This window comes from Pseudomonas sp. zfem002 (assembly GCF_032621685.1).
Lineage (GTDB): Bacteria > Pseudomonadota > Gammaproteobacteria > Pseudomonadales > Pseudomonadaceae > Aquipseudomonas > Aquipseudomonas japonica.
Map to the genome: position 1 here is coordinate 119332 of NZ_JAVYJH010000001.1, position 22904 is coordinate 142235.

The window sequence follows — 22904 nt, forward strand, 5'->3', positions numbered from 1 at the left end:
AAAGGGCAAGAAAGGAGTGGAGGAAGAGGGATAACGGAAACACTGGCGACGAAAATTTGACGCTGGATCCTCGCCAGTCATTGTTGTCACTCCGTCGCGAAAATCCTTCCCAGACCATTGGTTTTCCGGGGAAAACCTGTGGTTCTCGATAGGGCGCGCGACATCGAGGCGGACCCGGTCATCGCGGTTCTCCCACGAGACACCACAGGCTTTCCTGCAAGAGAACGTCGGCAGTGGAGAGGAGTGGCCAGATGGCTAAGTCAATCGGTGTGGTCAGCAAGGTGGTCGGTCAGGTGTTCGTGGTCGAGGCTGATGGAAGCCGGCGGTTGTTGGTCGAGGGGGACAGGTTGTTCGTGGGGGAACAACTGGAAACCGGCGCAGCAGGGGCGGTTGCGGTGCACCTGGCCAACGGCGAGGAGCTGACCCTGGGCCGTGACAGCAGCCTGACCCTGTCCAATGCCTTGTTGGCCAACCAGGCTCCCCATGTGCTGGCGCCGGAGGTGATTACCCCCAGCGAGGCGCAACTGACCGATGTCGAGAAACTCCAGCAAGCCATCGCCGCCGGCGGCGACCCGACCCTGGAGGCCGAGGCCACCGCGGCCGGTCCCGGCAATGGCGCGCCGGGGGCGCTGGGCGGTGGGCATTCCTTCGTGCTGCTTACCGAGGTCGCTGGACGTGTCGATCCGGTCATCGGCTTTCCCACGGCCGGTTTCAATTTCTTTGGCGAACTGGCCAATCGCGATCCCGGGCTGATCGATCACAACGAGGCCTTGCCTGCGCTCGACAACCCGATCAGCCTCGAAGGGCTGTCGGTGGCGGGGGGCGAGGTCACGGTCAACGAGGCCAATCTGCCGCAGGGCTCGGCCAGCGATGGCGCTGCCCTGGTACAGACCGGCACCTTCAGCGTGGTGGCCGCGGACGGGGTGTTCAACCTCAATGTCGGTGGCATCAACGTGCTGACCAGCGGCGCCGTGACCGGTGTCGGGCAGTCCGTCACCACCCCCACCGGCAACGTGTTGACCATCACCGGCTACGACCCGGCCACCGGCGTGGTCAGCTACAGCTACACCCTGACCACCGCCGGCAGCTCCCTGGGTGAGAGCATCACGGTCTCGGCCAGCGACAGCAATGGCGACGTCACCAGCGGCAGCCTCGACGTCACCATCGTCGACGACGTGCCAAGGGCGGTAGACGATACCCACCCGTCCGTTGCCAGCGAAGCGTCCACGGTCCTGACCGGCAATGTGCTGCCCAACGATATCCAGGGCGCCGACCGGGTCGCCAACCCGATCGTTCCCGGCACCTTCGTGGGCACCTACGGCACTCTGGTCCTGGCTTCGGACGGTTCCTACACCTACACCCTGAATTCGTCGGACCCGGACTTCGTCAATCTGCACGGCGGTGGCAAGGGCAGCGAAACCTTCACCTACACCCTGACCGATGCCGACGGCGACACCAGCACCGCCAACCTGGTGCTGAACATCACCAACCTCGACGACGGCGTGAACTTCGGTGGCATTGGCGCCAATGGCGGGATCCTCAGCGTCTACGAGAAGAACCTGAGCACCGGCAGCAGCCCCGACACGGCTGCCCTGACCCAGAGCGGCAGTTTCACCGTCAGCGCCGCGGATGGCCTGCAGAGCCTGAGCGTGGGCGGGATCAATGTGATCACCGGTGGTGTGGCGATCACCTCGCCGCAGTCGGTGGTCACCCCCCTGGGCAATACCCTCACCGTCACCAGCTACGACCCGAACACCGGCGTGGTGACCTACAGCTACACCCTGCTGGAAAACGAGACCCACCCGGCCGGCGGCGCGACCAACAGCCTGGGCGAAAGCTTCAGTGTGGTGGCCACCGATACCGATGGCAGCGCCAGCAGCATCAACCTGAATGTCCTTATCGTCGACGATGTGCCGACGGCAGTGGCGGACAGCAATGCCTCGGTGGCGACCGAAGCGGCGACGGTGCTGACCGGCAATGTGCTGACCAACGATGTGCAAGGTGCCGACCGTGTTGTCGGACCGATCACCGCGGGTACCTTCGTGGGTACCTACGGCACCCTGGTCCTGGCGGCGGATGGTTCCTACACCTACACCCTGAATCCTGCGGATCCGGACTTCTTCAACCTGCATGGCGGTGGCACGGGTGTCGAGACATTTGCCTACACCCTGACTGATGCGGATGGGGATACCAGCACTGCGAACCTGGTGCTGAATATCACCAACCTCAACGATCCGGTGGTGTTGACCGGGCTGGATGCCAGCGGTGGCGAGATCAGCGTGCTGGAGCGAAATCTGGCGACCGGCAGCAGCCCGGATGCCGCAGCGCTGACCCAGAGCGGCAGCTTTACCGTGAATGCACCGGATGGCCTGCAGACGCTCAGTGTGGGCGGGATCAATGTCATTGCTGGCGGTGTGGCAGCTTCCTTCCCACAGAGTGTGACTACGCCATTGGGCAATACGCTGACCGTCACCGGCTACAACCCGAGTACTGGGGTGGTGTCCTACAGCTACACCTTGCTGGACAGCGAAGCGCATGCGAGTGCGGGCGGCGTGAATAGCCTGACCGAAAGCTTCACGGTCACGGCGACCGACACCGATGGCAGCACCAGCAGTGGCAACCTCGATGTGAATATCGTCGACGATGTGCCGGCGGCGGTGGCGGACAGCAATGCCTCGGTGGCGACCGAGGCGGCCACGGTGCTGACCGGCAATGTGCTGACCAATGATGTGCAAGGTGCTGACCGGGTTGTCGGACCGATCACTGCCGGTACCTTCGTGGGTACCTACGGCACCCTGGTCCTGGCGGCAGACGGTTCTTACACCTACACCCTGAATCCTGCGGATCCGGACTTCTTCAATCTGCATGGTGGCGGTACGGGCATCGAGACGTTTGCCTACACCCTGACTGATGCGGATGGGGATACTAGTACCGCGAATCTGGTGCTGAATATCACCAACCTCAACGATCCGGTTACCCTCGCTGGTCTTGATACCGAGGGTGGAGAGCTGTCGATCTACGAGAAGAGCCTTGGCGATGGCAGCGCTCCGAACGCCGGTGCGTTGACTCAGTCCAGCACCTTCACGGTGACCGCACCGGACGGTCTGCAGACCCTCAGCGTAGGCGGCATCAATGTCATTTCCGGTGGTGTGGCTGCCACTTTCCCACAAAGCGTGACGACGCCATTGGGCAATACGCTGACAGTCACTGGCTACAACCCAAGTACGGGTGTGGTGTCCTACAGCTACACCCTGGTGGACAACGAAGCCCATGCGAATGCCGGTGGAATCAACAGCCTGACCGAAAGTTTCACGGTCACGGCGACGGATACCGATGGCAGCACCACCAGCGGCAGCCTCGATGTGAATATCGTTGATGACGTGCCGACCGCAGTGGCGGATAGCAATGCCTCGGTGGCGACCGAAGCGGCCACGGTGCTGACTGGCAATGTGCTGACCAACGATGTGCAAGGTGCTGACCGGGTTGTCGGACCAATCACCGCCGGTACCTTCGTGGGTACCTACGGCACCTTGGTCCTGGCGGCGGATGGTTCCTACACCTACACGCTGAATCCTGCAGATCCGGACTTCTTCAACCTGCACGGCGGCGGTACGGGCGTCGAGACGTTTGCCTACACCCTGACCGATGCGGATGGGGATACCAGCACGGCAAACCTGGTGCTGAATATCACCAATCTCAACGATCCGGTTACCCTCGCTGGTCTTGATACCGAGGGTGGAGAGCTGTCGATCTACGAGAAGAACCTGGGTGATGGCAGCGCTCCGAACGCCGGTGCGTTGACTCAGTCCAACACCTTCACGGTGACCGCACCGGACGGCCTGCAGACCCTCAGCGTAGGCGGCATCAGTGTGATTTCTGGCGGTGTGGCTGCCACTTTCCCACAAAGCGTGACTACGCCATTGGGCAACACGCTGACAGTCACCGGCTACAACCCGAGTACCGGTGTTGTGTCCTACAGCTACACCCTGCTGGACAACGAAGCCCATGCGAATGCCGGCGGCGTGAATAGCCTGACCGAAAGCTTCACCGTCACCGCGACCGACACTGACGGTAGCACCAGCAGCGGCAGCCTCGACGTGAATGTCGTCGACGACGTACCAACGGCGGTCGCGGACAGCAATGCCTCGGTAGCGACCGAAGCCGCCACGGTGCTGACAGGGAATGTGCTGACCAACGATGTTCAAGGCGCTGACCGGGTTGTCGGACCCATCACCGCCGGTACCTTCGTGGGTACTTACGGCACCCTGGTACTGGCGGCGGATGGGTCCTACACCTACACCTTGAACCCTGCAGATCCGGACTTCTTCAACCTGCACGGCGGTGGCACGGGCGTCGAGACATTTGCCTATACCCTGACCGATGCGGATGGGGATACCAGCACCGCGAACCTGGTACTGGATATCAAGAACCTCAACGATCCTGTCTCCCTCAGTGGCCTTGATACCGAGGGTGGAGAGCTGTCGATCTACGAGAAGAACCTTGGCGATGGCAGTGCTCCGAACGCTGGTGCGCTGACTCAGTCCAACACCTTCACGGTGACCGCACCGGATGGCCTGCAGACCCTGAGCGTGGGTAGCATCAACGTGATCAGCGGCGGGGTGGTGGCGACCTTCCCACAAACCCTGACCACGCCCTTGGGCAATACGCTGACAGTCACCGGCTACAACCCAAGTACGGGGGTGGTGTCCTACAGCTACACCCTGCTGGACAACGAAGCCCATGCGAATGCCGGTGGAATCAACAGCCTGACCGAAAGTTTCACGGTCACGGCGACGGACACCGATGGCAGCACCACCAGCGGCAGTCTCGATGTGAATATCGTTGACGACGTGCCGACCGCAGTGGCGGATAGCAATGCCTCGGTGGCGACCGAAGCCGCCACGGTGTTGACTGGCAACGTGCTGACCAACGACGTGCAGGGTGCTGACCGTGTTGTCGGACCGATCACCGCCGGTACCTTCGTAGGTACCTACGGCACGCTGGTCCTGGCAGCAGACGGTTCCTACACCTACACCCTGAATCCTGCGGATCCGGACTTCTTCAATCTGTATGGTGGCGGTACGGGCATCGAGACGTTTGCCTACACCCTGACTGATGCGGATGGGGATACCAGCACTGCGAACCTGGTACTGGATATCAAGAACCTCAACGACCCGGTTACCCTCACTGGTATTGATACCGAGGGTGGGGAACTATCGATCTACGAGAAGAACCTGGGTGATGGCAGCGCTCCGAACGCCGGTGCGTTGACTCAGTCCAACACCTTCACGGTGACCGCACCGGACGGCCTGCAGACCCTCAGCGTAGGCGGCATCAGTGTGATTTCTGGCGGTGTGGCTGCCACTTTCCCACAAAGCGTGACTACGCCATTGGGCAATACGCTGACAGTCACGGGCTACAACCCAAGCACCGGTGTTGTTTCCTACAGCTACACCTTGCTGGACAACGAAGCCCATGCGAATGCGGGCGGCGTGAATAGTCTGACCGAAAGCTTCACCGTCACCGCGACCGACACTGACGGCAGCACCAGTAGCGGCAGCCTCGACGTGAATGTCGTCGACGACGTACCAACGGCGGTCGCGGACAGCAATGCCTCGGTAGCGACCGAAGCGGCCACGGTGCTGACTGGCAATGTGCTGACCAACGATGTGCAAGGTGCCGACCGGGTTGTCGGACCCATCACCGCCGGTACCTTCGTAGGTACCTACGGCACGCTGGTCCTGGCAGCAGACGGTTCCTACACCTACACCCTGAATCCTGCGGATCCGGACTTCTTCAACCTGCATGGCGGCGGTACGGGCATCGAGACGTTTGCCTACACCCTGACCGATGCTGATGGGGATGCCAGTACCGCCAACTTGGTCCTGGATATCAAGAACCTCAACGACCCGGTGGTGTTGACCGGGCTGGATGCCAGTGGTGGAGAGCTGAGTGTCTACGAGAAGAATCTGGGTGATGGCAGCAGCCCGAACGCGGGCGCTCTGACCCAGAGTGGATCGTTCAGCGTCAGTGCGCCGGATGGTTTGCAAACCCTCAGCGTAGGTGGCATCAGTGTTATTTCTGGCGGTGTGGCAGCTACCTTCCCACAAAGCGTGACTACACCATTGGGCAATACGCTGACAGTTACGGGCTACAACCCGAGCACCGGTGTTGTTTCCTACAGCTATACCCTGCTGGACAACGAAGCCCATGCGAATGCTGGTGGAATCAACAGCCTGACCGAAAGTTTCACCGTCACTGCGACGGACACCGATGGCAGCACCACCAGCGGCAGCCTCGACGTGAATATCGTCGACGACGTGCCAACGGCGGTGGCGGACAGCAATGCCTCGGTGGCGACCGAAGTGGCCACGGTGTTGACCGGCAATGTGCTGACCAACGATGTGCAGGGTGCCGACCGTGTCGTCGGACCGATCACCGCGGGTACCTTCGTTGGCACCTATGGCACCCTGGTCCTGGCGGCGGACGGCTCCTACACCTACACCCTGAATCCTGCGGATCCGGACTTCTCCAACCTGCACGGCGGCGGTACGGGTACGGAGACGTTCGCCTACACCCTCACCGACGCCGATGGAGATACCAGCACCGCCAACCTGGTGCTGAACATCAAGAACCTCGATGACTCGATTACCCTCACGGGCCTCGATACCGCGGGTGGGGAACTATCGGTCTACGAGAAGAACCTGAGCGATGGCAGCGCGCCGAACGCCGGTGCGCTGACCCAGTCGGGAACCTTCACGGTGACCGCACCGGACGGCCTGCAAACGCTGAGCGTGGGCGGTATAAACGTGATCAGTGGCGGGGTGGCGAACAGCTTCCCGCAATCTACGACGACGCTGCTGGGTAACACGCTGACAGTCACGGGCTACAACCCGAGTACCGGTGTTGTGTCCTACAGCTACACCTTGCTGGACAACGAAGCCCATGCGAATGCCGGCGGAATCAACAGCCTGACCGAAAGTTTCACCGTCACTGCGACCGACACCGATGGCAGCACCACCAGCGGCAGTCTCGATGTGAATGTCGTCGACGACGTGCCGACGGCAGTGGCGGATAGCAATGCCTCGGTAGCGACCGAAGCAGCCACGGTACTGACCGGTAATGTGCTGACCAACGACGTACAAGGTGCCGACCGGGTTGTCGGCCCCATCACCGCCGGTACCTTCGTGGGAACCTACGGCACCCTAGTCCTGGCAGCAGATGGTTCCTACACCTACACCTTGAACCCTGCTGATCCAGACTTCTTCAACCTACACGGCGGCGGTACGGGCACCGAGACGTTTGCCTACACCCTGAAAGACGCCGACGGAGATACCAGCACCGCCAACCTGGTGCTGAATATCAAGAACCTCAACGATCCGGTCACCCTCAATGGCCTTGATACCGCAGGCGGAGAGCTATCGGTCTACGAGAAAAACCTGAGCGATGGCAGCGCGCCAAACACCGGTGCGCTGACCCAGTCCAGCACCTTCACGGTGACCGCACCTGACGGTCTGCAAACGCTGAGCGTGGGTGGCATCAATGTGATCAGCGGCGGGGTAGTGGCGACTTTCCCACAAACCCTGACCACGCCCTTGGGCAATACGCTGACAGTCACCGGCTACAACTCGAGCACCGGTGTTGTGTCCTACAGCTATACCCTGCTGGACAATGAGGCCCATGCGAATGCCGGCGGAATCAACAGCCTGACCGAAAGCTTCACCGTCACCGCGACCGACACTGACGGCAGCACCAGCAGCGGCAGCCTCGACGTGAATGTCGTCGACGACGTACCAACGGCGGTCGCGGACAGCAATGCCTCGGTGGCGACGGAAGCGGCTACGGTGCTCACCGGTAATGTGCTGACCAACGACGTTCAAGGTGCTGACCGTGTCGTCGGACCGATCACCGCCGGTACCTTCGTGGGTACCTACGGCACCCTGGTACTGGCGGCAGACGGTTCCTATACCTACACCTTGAATCCTGCTGATCAGGACTTCTTCAACCTGCACGGCGGCGGTACGGGCACCGAGACATTCGCCTACACCCTGAAAGATGGCGACGGGGATACCAGTACCGCCAACCTGGTGCTGAACATCAAGAACCTCAACGATCCGGTGACCCTCAATGGCCTCAATGTCGCGGGTGGTGAACTGTCGGTCTACGAGAAGAACCTGAGTGATGGCAGCGCGCCGAACGCCGGTGCGCTGACTCAGTCCAGCACCTTCACGGTGACCGCACCGGATGGCCTGCAGACCTTGAGCGTGGGCGGTATCAACGTGATCAGTGGCGGGGTAGTGGCGACTTTCCCACAAACCCTGACCACTCCATTGGGTAATACGCTGACAGTCACCGGCTACAACTCGAGCACCGGTGTGGTGTCCTACAGCTACACCCTGCTGGACAACGAAGCCCATGCGAATGCCGGCGGAATCAACAGTCTGACCGAAAGCTTCACCGTCACCGCGACCGACACTGACGGCAGCACCACCAGCGGCAGCCTCGACGTGAATGTCGTCGACGACGTACCAACGGCGGTTGCGGACAGCAATGCCTCGGTAGCGACCGAAGCGGCCACGGTGTTGACAGGGAATGTGCTGACCAACGACGTGCAAGGCGCCGACCGTGTCGTCGGACCGATCACCGCCGGTACCTTCGTTGGTACCTACGGCACCCTGGTCCTGGCGGCGGATGGTTCCTACACCTACACCCTGAATCCTGCCGATTCGGACTTCATCAACCTGCACGGCGGCGGTACGGGCACCGAGACGTTTGTCTACACCCTGAAAGACGCCGACGGAGATACCAGCACCGCCAACCTGGTGCTGAACATCAAGAACCTCAACGATCCGGTCACCCTCAATGGCCTCAATGTCGCGGGTGGCGAACTGTCGGTCTACGAGAAGAACCTGAGCGACGGCAGTGCGCCGAACGCCGGTGCACTGACCCAGTCGGGAACCTTCACGGTGACCGCACCGGACGGCCTGCAGACCCTGAGCGTGGGTGGCATCAACGTGATCAGCGGCGGGGTGGTGGCGACCTTCCCACAAACCCTGACCACGCCCTTGGGCAATACGCTGACAGTCACCGGCTACAACTCAAGCACCGGTGTGGTGTCCTACAGCTACACCCTGCTGGACAACGAAGCCCACGCGAATGCCGGTGGAATCAACAGCCTGACCGAAAGCTTCACCGTCACCGCGACCGACACTGACGGCAGCACCAGCAGCGGCAGCCTCGACGTGAATGTCGTCGACGACGTACCAACGGCGGTCGCGGACAGCAATGCCTCGGTAGCGACCGAAGCCGCCACGGTGTTGACTGGCAACGTGCTGACCAACGACGTGCAGGGTGCTGACCGTGTTGTCGGACCGATCACTGCCGGCACCTTCGTGGGCACCTACGGCACCCTGGTCCTGGCAGCAGACGGCTCCTACACCTACACCCTGAATCCTGCCGATCCGGACTTCATCAACCTGCACGGCGGCGGTACGGGCACCGAGACGTTTGCCTACACCCTGAAAGACGCCGACGGAGATACCAGCACCGCCAACCTGGTGCTGAACATCAAGAACCTTAACGACCCGGTCACCCTCAATGGCCTCAATGTCGCGGGTGGCGAACTGTCGGTCTACGAGAAGAACCTGAGCGATGGCAGCGCGCCGAACGCCGGTGCACTGACCCAGTCGGGAACCTTCACAGTGACTGCACCGGATGGCCTGCAGACCCTGAGCGTGGGTGGCATCAACGTGATCAGCGGCGGGGTGGTGGCGACCTTCCCACAAACCCTGACCACACCTTTGGGCAATACGCTGAAGGTCACCGGCTACAACCCGAGTACCGGGGTGGTGTCCTACAGCTACACGCTGCTGGACAACGAGGCTCATCCGAATGCGGGAGGAATCAACAGCCTGACCGAAAGCTTCACGGTCACCGCAACCGACGCAGACGGCAGCACCAACAGCGGCACGCTGGACGTGAACATCGTCGATGACGTGCCGACTGCGCGCGCGGACTCGATCATGGTGACCGAGGGCGATACGGTGACCGGCAATGTCCTCGGCAATGACACCAAGGGCGCTGACGATCCGGGGAGCAATGTGGTGGTGGGCGTGCGCGCCGGCGCCAATACCTCGACCTCGGCGATCGGTTCGCTGAACACCAATGTCGCCGGCACCTACGGCACCCTGACCCTGGATGCCGCGGGCAATGCGGTGTACCACGCCAACCCCAACGCGGTGGCAGCGGCTGGCGCCCAGGATGTGTTCACCTACACCATCCGCGATGCCGACGGCGACGAAAGCACCACGACGCTGACCGTCAATGTGAAGGACTGCTCGCTGATCGCGGGTCAGGATCAAGACATCACGGTGTACGAAAAGGCTCTGGACCTGAGCAAGGATGGCCAGGATCTTGCCGCGGGGACCGTGGTCGGCAGCGAGCCGGGCAATACCGGCGAAACCGGTTCAGGGACATTGGTGGGATCGGTATCGGGGGGCTCCGGGGCGATCACCTACAGCCTGGTCGGAAGCTCGACCGGGTCCTATGGTCAGATCCAGTTGCTTGCGGACGGCTCCTACAAATACACCCTGACCTCGGCACCGAAGACACCGAGTGGCGCCAACGACGGTGCCAATGTGATGAGCGAGTCCTTCACCTACAAGGCGACGGATGCCCTCGGCAACTTCACCACCAGCACCATCCAGATCAACATCGTCGATGACGTACCCAAGGCCGTGGGCGCGACCCGTTCGGTCACACCGGGGCAGGTGGACTCCAACCTGCTGCTGGTGATCGACGTGTCCGGCAGCATGAACGATGACTCCGGCGTACCGGGATTGACTCGTCTGCAACTGGCCAAGCAGGCGATCAGCGCATTGCTCGACAAGTACGATGATCTGGGCGACGTGAAGGTACAGATCGTCACCTTCTCCAGTGGCGCCACCGGGCAATCGGCGGTATGGGTCACGGTCGACCAGGCCAAGACCATCGTCAACGGCCTCAGCGCCGGCGGCTCCACTTATTACGACTCGGCGACGACCCAGGCGCAGACGGCGTTCAGCACCGCAGGAAAAATCACCGGTGCGCAGAACATCACCTATTTCTTCTCGGACGGCGAGCCTACGTCGGGACACGCCATTTCTGGCACCCGGGAAACCACCTGGACCAACTTCCTGGATAGCAACGGGATCAAATCCTACGCCATTGGCCTAGGCAGTGGCGTCAATGCTGGCAACCTCAATCCGTTGGCCTACGACGGCAGCACTCACACCGACACCAACGCCACCGTGGTCACCGACCTCAACCAGCTGAACTCGGTGCTCTCCGGTACGGTACAGGGCGCGCCGGTGACCGGCAGCTTGATGAGTGGTGGCACCTTTGGCGCCGATGGCGGTTTCATCAAGTCGCTGGCGATCGACGGTACGACCTACACCTACGATCCGAAGGGCAACGCCAACCAGGGTTCCTACGCTGCCAGTGGCGGTACCGACCGCGGCACCTTCGATACCTCGACCAACAGCATCACCGTGAAAACCCTGGCGGGTGGCTCGATCGTGGTGGACATGGACACTGGCGAGTTCACCTACACACCGCCGAAGGACAACGGTACCAGCAAGGTGGAAAACATCGGCTTCGTGGTCAGTGACAACGACGGCGACCTGAGCAATGCCAGCCTGGTGGTCAACGTCTACACCAACGCCGCGCCGGTGGCGGGGGCCGATCATGTCATCACCAATATCCTCTCGGCCAATATCACGGTACCGGCCGAAGCCCTGGTGGCCAACGATACCGATGCCAACAACGATCGCCTGAGCGCATCGCCGATCACCTTCAATACCGGCTGGGCGGCACGGGGCGCCGACTTCACGGTGGGCAGCAGCACGCCAACGGTTGTCTTCAACGGCACCAACAACATTCTGGCGAACCAGGTGAAGGACATTGCCCGCAGCGCCTTTACCGGTACGGCGTCCTCCACGACCGCGGCGGTGATCGTCGCCGGCTATCTGGGTTCGGTGACGTCGGCCAACGCCAACGATGAAGACCTGATCACGGTGACCTTGAAACAGGGCGAGAGCCTCAAGCTGGATCATGATCGTCCCGTTGGCAACGTGCTGATGGAGTGGAAGGACGATACCGGCAGTTACCAGACGATCGCCGACGGCAGTTCCTTCGTCGCCAGTCATGACGGGGTCTACAGCATCCATGTGGTCAACCTGACCAACAGCAGCGGCGGTGGTAGCGCCAACAACGCGGAAAACTACCAGTTGACCATGACCATCGATTACGCCGGGGCGGCCAACAGCACGCCGCAGTACAACGGCAGCTACACCGTCACCGACGGACATGGCGGGACGACCACCGGTGCGGTGGATATCAATTACCAGGACAGTTCGACCCTGACCGGTACCGCGAATGCCGACACCCTGCTCGGTGGCAGCGGCAACGACACCCTCAACGCCGGCGACGGCAACGATGTGCTGATCGGCGGGGACGGCAATGACTCGCTGTATGGCGGCAACGGTAATGACCTGTTGATCGGCGGGCCTGGTAACGACCTGCTCGACGGTGGCAGTGGTATCGACACCGCCAGCTATGCCAGTGCCACCAGCGCGGTGACGGTGAACCTGTCCATCGCGGCGCAGCAGAATACCGGCGGCGCCGGGCTGGATACCCTGGTGTCGATCGAGAACCTGATCGGCTCGGACTACAACGACACCCTGACCGGTGACGGTAACGCCAACGTGCTGCAGGGCGGGCTGGGCAACGACATCCTCAACGGTGCGGGCGGGGACGATGTGCTGATCGGCGGGCGCGGCGACGACACCCTGACCGGCGGTCCGGGGGCGGATACCTTCCTCTGGCAACTGGGGGACAACGGGCATGACGTGGTCACCGACTTCACCCCGGGGACCGACCGGCTGGACCTGTCGCAACTGCTGCAGGGCGAGAACGCCAGCACTGCGTCGCTGGATGACTACCTGCACTTCAAGGTGACTGGCAGTGGCGCCAGCGTGGTCTCGACCATCGAGGTGAGCTCGGTGGCCGGTGCTGCGCCGACCCAGACCATCGACCTGGCGGGGGTCGACCTGGCCCAGCATTACGGGGTGACGGCAGGTGCGGGCGGGGTGATCGCGGCGGGGGCGGATACCGCGACCATCATCAACGGGATGTTGAATGACCAATCGTTGAAGGTGGATACGGTGTAAGGATTCAGGGCGGGGCAATGGGGCCGCAACGCGGCCCCAGCCATAGGGTTCAGCCCGGTCGCTGCAGGGTTTTCTGCCGCAGGATATAGATCGACACCAGCACTGCGCTGGTCAGCATGAATCCCCGCGCCCAGGGCGAAGGCACCAGGTAACAGGACAGCCCGATGCTCGTCCACATCAGCCCGATGGCGTAGACCTTGCCCTTGAGGGGAATCCCCTCGCCACTGAGGTAATCGCGAATCCACGGCCCCAGCCGTGGATGATTCACCAGCCAGGCATGGAAACGCGGTGAACTGCGGGCGAAACAGGCAGCGGCGAGCAATAGAAAAGGGGTGGTTGGCAATACCGGAAGGAAGATGCCAATCACCCCCAACGCGACACTGAGCCAGCCGGCGGCCAGCAGCAGGTAGCGCACGGCCGCGAACTCAGTGGTGGCGGGGTTTGAGCAGAGCCGGTTTCTCGTCTGGCGCATGGCACAGCAGGTACAGCGCGGTCAGCGCTTCCGGAATCTGCACGATCATGTCGTCCATCAGGTTGGCGTCGCTGGCGATATCGGCGAACTCAGGCTGCTCGTCGAACAGGCCGGAACCGACCATGATCGGCAGGAGCATCTCGCTGACTTCTTCCTCGGCGCTTTCGAACCAGGCTTCCTCGCGCAGGAACACGCCTTCCATGAAGCCGATGCACCAGCCGCGCAGGTCGGAATCGTCCGGTTCCTCACCCAGGTCGAGGTCGCAGGGCAGCTCGAACTCCTCGTCGCTGGCCAACTGGCGGGCGATATGTGCCTTGAGCTGGATCAGGGTGGCTTCGATCTCGGCGCGCTGGGCGTCGCTGGAATAGTGCGGCTCCTCGGAGAACAGGGCGTCGATCCATTCGCGCTCCGGTACCTCTTCGGCGCAGATCGACAGCGCGGTCAGGTAGCCGTGGGCGGCAACGTAGTCCAACGCCTCTTCATGCAGCTCGTCGGCGTCGAGGAAGGCTTGCAGGCGGGTCAATTGCTCAGCGAAGGACATTAGGGGCTACCTTGGAAACGGAACGATGTTGAATTCTAGCATTTTGCAGCCCCCGCAAGGCAAAGGATGACTGTCTATCGTACGGTCGTCCTGCACGGGCGGGGCTCGGGTATACTGCCGGCTTTTTTCCGTCGGGGTGGGGATTTCCCCCGGTAAAAGCCGCTTGCGTTTTTTCACGTGAGCTGCGGACGGTTTTCATCCAGCCTGTGGGGCCGGGATGGGTTCACGATTTTTGGAGTGGTTATGCTCGAACAGGCTCAGCGCGTTCTCCGCGATATCTTCGGCTACGACAGCTTCCGCGGTCGCCAAGGGGCGATCATCGAATGCGTGGCCAAGGGCGGCGACGCGCTGGTGCTGATGCCCACCGGTGGCGGCAAGTCGCTGTGCTTCCAGGTCCCGGCGCTGCTGCGCGATGGCCTGGCGGTGGTGGTCTCGCCGCTGATCGCGCTGATGGAAGACCAGGTGGCGACCCTCGACGAGCTGGGCGTGGCCGCCGCCTCGCTGAACTCGACCATGAGTTCCGAGCAGCAGCGCGAACTGGCCGGGCGCATCCGGCGCGGCGAGCTGAAAATGCTCTACCTGGCCCCCGAACGCCTGGTCCAGCCGCGCATGCTGGATTTCCTGCGTGAGCTCGACATCGCCCTGTTCGCCATCGACGAGGCCCACTGCGTGTCGCAATGGGGCCACGATTTTCGTCCCGAATACCTGCAACTGGGCCAGTTGGCCGAGCTGTTCCCCCAGGTACCGCGCATCGCCCTGACCGCCACCGCGGACATGCGCACCCGCGAAGAGATCGTCAACCGCCTGCACCTGGACAATGCCGAGCGCTTCCTGTCCAGCTTCGACCGGCCGAACATCTTCTACCGCATCGTGCCCAAGGAGCAGCCGCGCAAGCAGCTGCTGGCGTTCCTCGGCGAGCGCCGTGGCAACGCCGGGATCGTCTATTGCCTATCGCGCAAGAAGGTCGACGAAGTCGCCGCGTTCCTCTGCGAGCAGGGCTTCCCGGCCTTGCCGTACCACGCCGGCCTGCCCGCCGAGACCCGGGCCGCCAACCAGCGGCGCTTCCTCAACGAGGAAGGGCTGATCATGGTCGCGACCATCGCCTTCGGCATGGGCATCGACAAGCCCAACGTGCGTTTCGTTGCCCACCTCGACCTGCCCAAGTCGCTGGAGGCCTATTACCAGGAAACCGGTCGCGCCGGCCGTGACGGCCTGCCCGCCGATGCCTGGATGGCCTACGGCCTGCAGGACATGGTGATGCTCAAGCAGATGCTGCAGAACTCCGAGGGCGATGAGCGGCACAAGCGCATCGAGCAGCACAAGCTCGACGCCATGCTTGCCCTCTGCGAGGAAACCCGCTGCCGCCGCCAGGCCCTGCTGCGCTATTTCGACGAAGAACTGCCGCAGCCATGCGGGCACTGCGACAACTGCGTCGACGGCGTGCAGACCTGGGATGCCACCGAGGCGGCGCGCCAGGCCCTCTCGGCGATCTACCGTACCGGCCAGCGCTATGGCGTCGGCCATCTGGTGGACGTGCTGCTGGGCAAGGACAACGAGAAGGTGCGCAATTTCGGTCACGAGAAACTGTCTGTGTACGGCGTCGGCAAAAGCCGTTCCGAGAGCGAGTGGCGCTCGCTGTTCCGCCAGTTGGTGGCTCGCGGCCTGGTGGATGTCGACCTGGAGGGCTACGGCGGTCTGCGTCTGTCCGACACCTGCCGGCCTTTGTTGCGTGGCGAAGTGACCCTGGAGCTGCGCCGCGACCTCAAGCCGCAGACCAGCAGCAAGGGCAGCAGCAGTGGCGGCAGCCCGGCCAGCCAGCTGGTGCGCGGCGACGAGCGTGAGCAGTGGGAGGCGCTGCGCACCTTGCGGCGTAAGCTGGCCGAGGAGCACGGCGTACCGCCTTACGTTATCTTCCCCGATTCGACCCTGCTGGAAATGCTCCGCAGCCAGCCTACCAGCCTGGCCGAGATGGCCCGGGTCAGTGGTGTCGGCGCGCGCAAGCTGGAGCGCTATGGCGAGGCGTTCCTCGAAGTGCTCGGCGGCGGTGCCGAGGCGCCGCCGGTGGTCACCGACCTGCGTCACGAACTGGTCAGCCTGGCCCGCGCCGGCATGACCCCGGCGCAGATCGCCGGGCAACTGAAATGCAGCGAGAAGAACGTCTACAGCCTGCTGGCCGAGGCCATCGGGCGTCAGGAACTGTCGCTGGAACAGGCCCTGGATCTGCCGCAGGACCTGCTGGCGGAAGTGCAGGACGCTTTCCTCGATGGTGAAGGCGAACTGCCGCCGGTGACGGAAATCAGCCCGCTGTTCGGCGCGCGGGTGCCGGAAGGGGTGCTCTACTGCGTGCGTGCCGCGCTGGCGGCCGAATTCGAGATGTGATCGGGGTTGTCACGATTTCTTACGTTTGCTCTGGAACGTCCTCCAGATGGATCTTGCCTAAGCGCAACGGCCATGGTTAGCTGACTAATAATTAGTTCTGAATAAGAGTTTTTCATGCCCCTGACCGATCAACACCGCTTCGGCATGCAACTGGCCCAGATGTCGCGCGGCTGGCGTGCCGAACTGGACCGCCGCCTGGCGGGCCTGAACCTGTCCCAGGCCCGTTGGCTGGTGCTGCTGCACCTGGCCCGTTTCGATGAAGCCCCGACCCAGCGCGAGCTGGCCCAGAGCGTCGGTGTCGAAGGGCCGACCCTGGCACGTTTGCTGGACAGCCTGGAGTCCCAGGGGCTGGTGAAGCGCCAGGCGGTGGTGGAAGACCGCCGAGCCAAGAAGATCGTCCTGTGTCCGCCGGCCAATCCGTTGATCGACCAGATCGAAACCATCGCCAATGCGCTGCGGGTGGAGTTGTTCACCGGGGTGGACGAGGACGATCTGGCGGTGTGCATGCGGGTGCACACGCGGATCCTGGCCAATCTGGAAAAGTCCAAGGTCTGATGTAGTGGGGCTGCTTTGCAGCCCTTCGCGACGGTTCGGCGCCCCGACAAGCTCGCTCCCACAAGGTATGAATCTGTTCTTCTGTGGGAGCGAGCTTGTCGGGGCGCCGAACCGTCGCGAAGGGCCGCAAAGCGGCCCCAAATATTTTCAGAAGGTCTGCCCGAGATTCAGATACACCGCCTTCTGATCCTCGCTGTTGAACCCATAACTGAAACTCAACGGCCCCAGGGGCGTATCGAAGCCGAGGAAGAGGCTCGCGGCATTGATATAGCCACTGTCGAACTCGTTGTCGTTGTTCCACACCCGGCCGCGCTCCAGCGACCCGCCCAGGTACAGCGGGAAATCCAGCGGCAGGTAGGCCCGTGGCGTCAGCCGCCGGTAATACACCACCCGCGCCAGGCTCAGGTTCTGTCCCGACAGCGAGTTCTGGCGGAACCCCGACAACTGCCGCGCGCCGCCCATCACCATGCTCGATATCACTACCTCGGCATCGTCCAGTGTGCGTCCGTAGCGTCCGCCGAGGACAAAGGTGTCCGGGCCGCTGCTCAGCGCCTTGTCCAGCTTGAGCTCCCACTGCCGATAGCGCTGGTCCGAGCCCAGGTCCGGCTCGAACTGGCGCAGGGTCAGGCGAATGTCCTCGCCGCGGTGCGGGAAGTAGACGTTGTCGAGGGTGTCGAACGAGTACTTCAGCTCGTAGAAGCCTTCGTTGAAGCTGGCCTTGGGCAGGTCCTGGTCGCCGATTCGCACCTCGGCCTGGCCCCAGGCCTGGCCGACGCCCAGGCGCACTTCGCCGCTGGTGCCGATCTGTCGACCGACGTTGAGGCCGAAACCGTAGCGTTCCAGGCGGTACTCGGCGACGGGGTCGTTGTCCAGGGTCGCTTCGATGTTCTGCGAGCCGAGGTTGAGGAACGGTGCGATGAAGTAGCGCGAGCCGGCATCCAGCGGCTGGTAGAACTCGCTGTACAGCTCCTGCAGGTCACCGATCTGCGCCCGGGTCAGCCATTCCGCACCGAGCTGATTGATGCCGTTGACCCGGTAGCTGGCCCCGAGGTTGAAGGCACTGTCGCCGCGCATGTCATCCGACAGGTTCAGGCCCAGGCGCAGGTAGTCGGTGCCGCCGGTCCGGCCGCGGGCGTTGATCACCAGGGTGTGGTCCTTGCCCTTGTGTACCACGCGGTACTGCACCCGGTCGAAATAGTCCAGGCCGTACAGGGTGCCCATGTCGGTCTGCAGGCGGCCCAGGTCCAGCGGCTCGCCGACGGGCTGGCGGATGTAGTAGCGGATCACGTCGTCGCTGACCTTGGAGTCGTTTTCGATGCGGATCGCGGTGATCAGCGGCGTGCGCTGGTCGGGCGAGCGCGCCACCGCCAGCTGGAGGTCGCCTTCGGGCGGGCGCAGGGTGACGAGGCGGTTATCGAGGATGCGGGTGGCGCGATAGCCGGCCTCCATCATTTCCTCGGCACGGCCGAAGTCAGTGGCACTGATGCTGGCCAGCGGCGGCTGGATCAGGATGTCCTCGCGCCGCAGCGCCGCCAGTTGCTCCTCGGAGTTGCGCCGGGTCATCAGGGTGATGGACTGGTTGAGCACATCGACCACCGTGCCCAGTTGCTTGCGGTTGCGCAGCGGCGTACCGATATCGACGACGATGGCCACGTCGACCCCCATCTCGCGGACGATATCCAGCGGAATGTTGTCGACCATGCCGCCGTCCACCAGCAGCCGGCCGTCCAGTTCCACCGGGGCGAACACCGCCGGGATCGACATGCTGGCGCGGATCACCTGGGGCAGGTGGCCGCGGCTGAATACCACTTTCTCGCCGCTGGCGATATCGGTGGCGACGGCGCGGAAGGGAATCGGCAACTTGTCGAAATCCCGGGTATCGCTGGTGTGGGCCAGCAGGCTTTCCAGCAGCAGCGCCAGGTTCTGCCCCTGGATCACCCCCAGCGGCAGGCCGAGACTGCCGTCATCGCGGAAGCTGATCTTCTGCTTGACCAGGAAATCGCGGTCGTCCTGCTTGCGCCGGAACGGGATGTCCTTGCGTGGCGGGGCGTCGGACAGGGCCTGCTGCCAGTCGATGCTGCGCGCCAGCTTTTCCAGTTCCTCGACCTTGTAGCCGGAGGCATAGAGTCCGCCGATCACCGCGCCCATGCTGGTGCCGGCGATCGCGTCGATCTTCACCCCCTGTTCCTCCAGGGCCTTGAGCACGCCGATATGGGCCAGGCCGCGGGCGGCGCCACCGGACAGGACCAGGCCGACCTTGGGCCGGGCGGCCTCGGCGGCGAACAGGGAAAGCGGCACAACGGCCAGAAGCAGGCTCAACAACAGGCGGCGCATCGTGATTCTCGGAACCAGGGGCAAACCGCTAGTATAAGCGCCACACATTTTGTTTGAGGTTGTTGCCGTGAGCGCGTCGAAGCCGGAAATCGTCATCACCTATTGCACCCAGTGCCAGTGGCTGCTGCGTGCCGCCTGGCTCGCCCAGGAATTGCTCAGCACCTTCAGCGATGACCTCGCCCGGGTGGCGCTGGAGCCGGCCACCGGGGGCAATTTCCGCATCACCTGCGACGGCGTGCAGATCTGGGAGCGCAAGGCCGATGGCGGCTTCCCGGAAGCCAAGGTGCTCAAGCAGCGGGTGCGCGACCAGATCGATCCGCAGCGCGATCTGGGCCACAACGATCGTTAATGCCCGGTGGCAGCCTTGCGCGCCTCGCTGCTGGCGGCCAGGCGACTGGAAATGACGATGGCGAAGATGATCAGCGCGCCTCCGACCAGCATGCGTGGCGTCGGCGTTTCGGCGAAGAGCATCCAGGCGATGGCGATCCCGTAGATCGGCTCCATGGCGAACACCACCGCGGCGGTGCGCGCCTTGATCACCCCCAGCGCGGCGACGAACAGGCTGTGCGCGACACCGGTGCAGAACACCCCGAGCAGGCCTATCCACAGCCAGTCCAGCGGCGCGACCTCGCTCAGCAGCGGCGCGGCGAAGGGCATCAGGCACAGGGCGACCACGAGGTTCTGGCACATGGCCGCCTGCACGGCCGGAATCCTGCCGGAGCCTGCGCGGTTGGTCAGTGACAGCAGGGAAAACAGCAGCCCGGACAGCAGCGACCAGAGCAGGCCGCCAGTGGCTTCGCTGGCCAGGTTGAACGCCGGTGTGACCAGGACCAGGCCGGCGCTGACCAGGCCCACCAGGAGCAGTTCGTTCGCACGGATCTGCTCCCGGAACAGCAGGCCTTCGAGCAGCACGGTAAAGGCCGGGAAGCTGGCGAAACCAAGGGTTGCGATGGCTACGCCGGCGACCTTCACCGCGATGAAGAAACTCACCCAGTGCCCGGCCAGCAGCACGCCGCCCAGCGCCAGGCGCCGCCAGTCCCTGCCGTGCAGGGGTGTCCAGCCCGGTCCGGCAAGACGGGCGAACAGCCCGAGGGCAAGCACGGCGAAGGCGGCACGGCCGAACACGATGATCGCGGGTGAGGCGCTGGCGAGCTTGCCGAAGACGCCGGTCAGGCCGAAGAACAGCGCGCCGATATGCAGGGCGCCGAGGGCGGTGCGGTGGTTCATGACAGTCCTTGAAGAGTCGGGAAACAGCGCGGCCAGTCTAAGGCGCCTGGCGCGGCGCTGTCTGTCGCGATCCTCGCGTCAGTTGTCGCCGGACTCGCGGCGCAGCGCGCCGGGGCTGCGGCCGAAGGCCTTGAGCATGGCGGCGGCGAAGGCGCTCTGGGAACTGTAGCCGACCCGGCTGGCGATCTCGCCGATGGGCAGTGCGGTGCCCTGCAGCAGTTGCCGGGCGCGCAGCAGGCGACGCTGGCGGATGTAGTCCATGGGCGTGATGCCGCGCTCGGCCATGAAGCGCGCGTGCAGGCGAGCGCTGGACAGGCCGGCGAGCCGCGCCAGGTCGGCGACCTGCAGCGGATAGGCGGTGTACTGCTCGATATGCGTATCGAAGGCCGCGTAGGGCAATTGCCGTTGCGCCGGCGGCACGCTGCTGGCGCTGTTCAGGCTGGCGAGCAGGAGTACCGCGCCCTGGCGGGCGATCAGCGGGTCGCCGACCGGGCTGTGCGCCAGCCAGTCCACCAACTGCTGCTGACGGCTGTCCAGCAGCAGGGGGCCGGGGCGGTCGAGCAGGCGCTGGCACGCGGCGCTGCGCTCGCCCAGGCTCTGCGCGAGCCAGTTGTCGGCGGGCACATCGAGGACCAGGCAGTGGCTGCCGGCATCGCTGCCGCAGGTGTGATGGGCGCCGGCCGGGATCACCATGAGGTCCTGGCGCTCGATGCGCCCACCGCGTCCTTCGACCTCGAAATCCAGGCGCCCGCGCAGACCGAAGACCAGCTGCGGGTGCTCGTGGGCGTGGGCGATCAGGTCATCGCGGTAGTGGCGCAGGGAAAGGATCGAACCGCCGCTCATCGTGCTGTGTCCGCAGAGGGGTGAAGGCACACAGTGTACGCGCTGGCGCCTGTCATGGGATTGCCGCATGGCTGTCATGGACGATTCACCGCGGCTTGGCAAGCTCGCCGAAAGTCCGCCGGAGCCAGCCCATGAACAGTGCCGCGTCGATCAAGCCCACGCGCAAGCAGCGCGTGCGCACCTTGTGGATTTCCGACGTGCACCTGGGCACCCGGGATTGCCAGGCCGAACACCTGTCGCAGTTTCTCAAGCGCTACCACGCCGACCGCATCTACCTGGTCGGCGACATCATCGACGGCTGGAAGCTGCGCGGAGGCATGTACTGGCCGCAGGCCCATACCAACGTGATCCGCCGCCTGCTGACCATGAGCAAGCGCGGTACCGAAGTGATCTATGTCACCGGCAACCACGACGAATTCCTGCGCCGTTACTCCAGGCTGATCCTCGGCAATATCCACCTGGTGGACCAGGCCGAGCACCTGACCCTCGACGGTCGTCGCCTGCTGGTGATCCACGGCGACCAGTTCGACGTCATCACCCGCTACCACCGCTGGCTGGCCTTCCTCGGCGACTCCGCCTACGAATTCACCCTGACCCTCAACCGCTGGCTCAACTATTGGCGTGCGCGCTATGGCTACGGCTATTGGTCGCTGTCGGCGTACCTCAAGCACAAGGTCAAGACCGCGGTGAACTTCATCAGCGACTTCGAGGAGGCGATCGCCCACGAGTGCGTGAAGCAGGGCTTTCATGGCGTGGTGTGCGGGCATATCCACCATGCCGAGATCCGCAAGGTGGGGGAGGTGGACTACCTCAACTGCGGGGATTGGGTGGAGTCCTGCACGGCGCTGATCGAGCACTGGGACGGCCATATCGAGCTGTATCGGCTGGCCGATGACCAGGCGCGGCAGGTGCAGGAGGAAGCGCGGGTCGCCGAGTCCGTGCAAGGCTGAAGGGCCTCATCGCTGGCCGGGCGGCGTTGCGCTTGCCAGCGATGGGGCCTCGAGCGTTCAGAAACTGACCTTTCCCCGCAACATGTCGCGGTACATCGCGAAATCCCCCAGCAAGCTGTAGAACGGATGGCTGAAGGTAGCCGGCCGGTTCTTCTCGAAGAAGAAATGCCCGATCCAGGCGAATCCATACCCCGCGAATGGCACCGCCAGCAGCAATAGCCACTGGCCGCTGGCGATGGTGTAGGCGAGCAGGGCGATCACCAGGGTGGTACCGACGAAGTGCAGGCGACGGCAGGCGGGGTTGGCGTGCTCGTTGAGGTAGTACGGGTAGAACTGCGCAAAGCTGTCGAACTGGCGAGGACTTTCCACGGGTGAACTGCCTCCTTGTTATTGTC

At 63.5% G+C, this 22904-nt stretch carries 11 protein-coding genes; 5 read left to right on the plus strand and 6 right to left on the minus strand.

What is annotated here, in order from left to right; genetic code table 11:
• Window positions 1-251 precede the first annotated feature (251 nt).
• Window positions 252-13208 (plus strand): retention module-containing protein, encoded by a 12957-nt coding sequence (locus RTI28_RS00525; protein WP_316918647.1) that lies wholly within the window; start codon window positions 252-254, stop codon window positions 13206-13208.
• A gap of 49 nt (window positions 13209-13257) precedes the next feature.
• Here the strand turns inward: RTI28_RS00525 and RTI28_RS00530 are convergent, their stop codons facing one another.
• On the minus strand, window positions 13258-13680 hold the full coding sequence (locus RTI28_RS00530; RefSeq protein ID WP_410478935.1) for a YbaN family protein: 423 nt from the start codon (window positions 13678-13680) through the stop codon (window positions 13258-13260).
• Window positions 13634-14221 carry a YecA family protein gene (locus RTI28_RS00535; RefSeq protein WP_042124409.1) on the minus strand — a complete coding sequence of 196 codons (588 nt, stop codon included), beginning with the start codon at window positions 14219-14221 and terminating at the stop codon, window positions 13634-13636. Before RTI28_RS00535 ends, RTI28_RS00530 begins: the two co-directional genes overlap by 47 nt.
• A 243-nt stretch (window positions 14222-14464) precedes the next feature.
• On the opposite strand from RTI28_RS00535, the gene recQ reads away from it, so the two are divergent.
• Both recQ and RTI28_RS00545 read left to right on the plus strand, forming a co-directional pair.
• Window positions 14465-16600 carry a DNA helicase RecQ gene (gene recQ, locus RTI28_RS00540; protein ID WP_316918649.1) on the plus strand — a complete coding sequence of 712 codons (2136 nt, stop codon included), beginning with the start codon at window positions 14465-14467 and terminating at the stop codon, window positions 16598-16600.
• A gap of 114 nt (window positions 16601-16714) precedes the next feature.
• Window positions 16715-17155, plus strand: a complete 441-nt coding sequence (locus tag RTI28_RS00545) for a MarR family transcriptional regulator (RefSeq protein ID WP_316918650.1) — start codon at window positions 16715-16717, stop codon at window positions 17153-17155.
• A 147-nt stretch (window positions 17156-17302) separates the two neighbouring features.
• Here RTI28_RS00545 and RTI28_RS00550 read toward each other — a convergent pair whose 3' ends face one another.
• Window positions 17303-19489, minus strand: coding sequence for a patatin-like phospholipase family protein (locus RTI28_RS00550; RefSeq protein ID WP_316918651.1), 2187 nt, complete (start codon window positions 19487-19489; stop codon window positions 17303-17305).
• 67 nt (window positions 19490-19556) lie between these two features.
• Between RTI28_RS00550 and RTI28_RS00555 the strand changes: the two genes are divergently transcribed.
• Entirely contained in the window at window positions 19557-19838 is a 282-nt protein-coding gene (locus RTI28_RS00555; protein ID WP_316918652.1) for a SelT/SelW/SelH family protein, read from the plus strand.
• On the opposite strand, the gene RTI28_RS00560 is transcribed toward RTI28_RS00555, so the two are convergent.
• Window positions 19835-20716, minus strand: coding sequence for a DMT family transporter (locus tag RTI28_RS00560; RefSeq protein ID WP_316918653.1), 882 nt, complete (start codon window positions 20714-20716; stop codon window positions 19835-19837). The genes RTI28_RS00555 and RTI28_RS00560 overlap by 4 nt on opposite strands.
• A 78-nt stretch (window positions 20717-20794) precedes the next feature.
• Entirely contained in the window at window positions 20795-21559 is a 765-nt protein-coding gene (locus RTI28_RS00565) for an AraC family transcriptional regulator (RefSeq protein ID WP_316918654.1), read from the minus strand.
• A gap of 131 nt (window positions 21560-21690) precedes the next feature.
• On the opposite strand from RTI28_RS00565, the gene RTI28_RS00570 reads away from it, so the two are divergent.
• Window positions 21691-22509, plus strand: a complete 819-nt coding sequence (locus RTI28_RS00570) for a UDP-2,3-diacylglucosamine diphosphatase (RefSeq protein WP_316918655.1) — start codon at window positions 21691-21693, stop codon at window positions 22507-22509.
• A gap of 57 nt (window positions 22510-22566) precedes the next feature.
• Here RTI28_RS00570 and RTI28_RS00575 read toward each other — a convergent pair whose 3' ends face one another.
• Complete coding sequence (locus RTI28_RS00575; protein ID WP_316918656.1) at window positions 22567-22878, minus strand: DUF962 domain-containing protein; 312 nt, start codon at window positions 22876-22878, stop codon at window positions 22567-22569.
• Window positions 22879-22904: the final 26 nt, after the last annotated feature.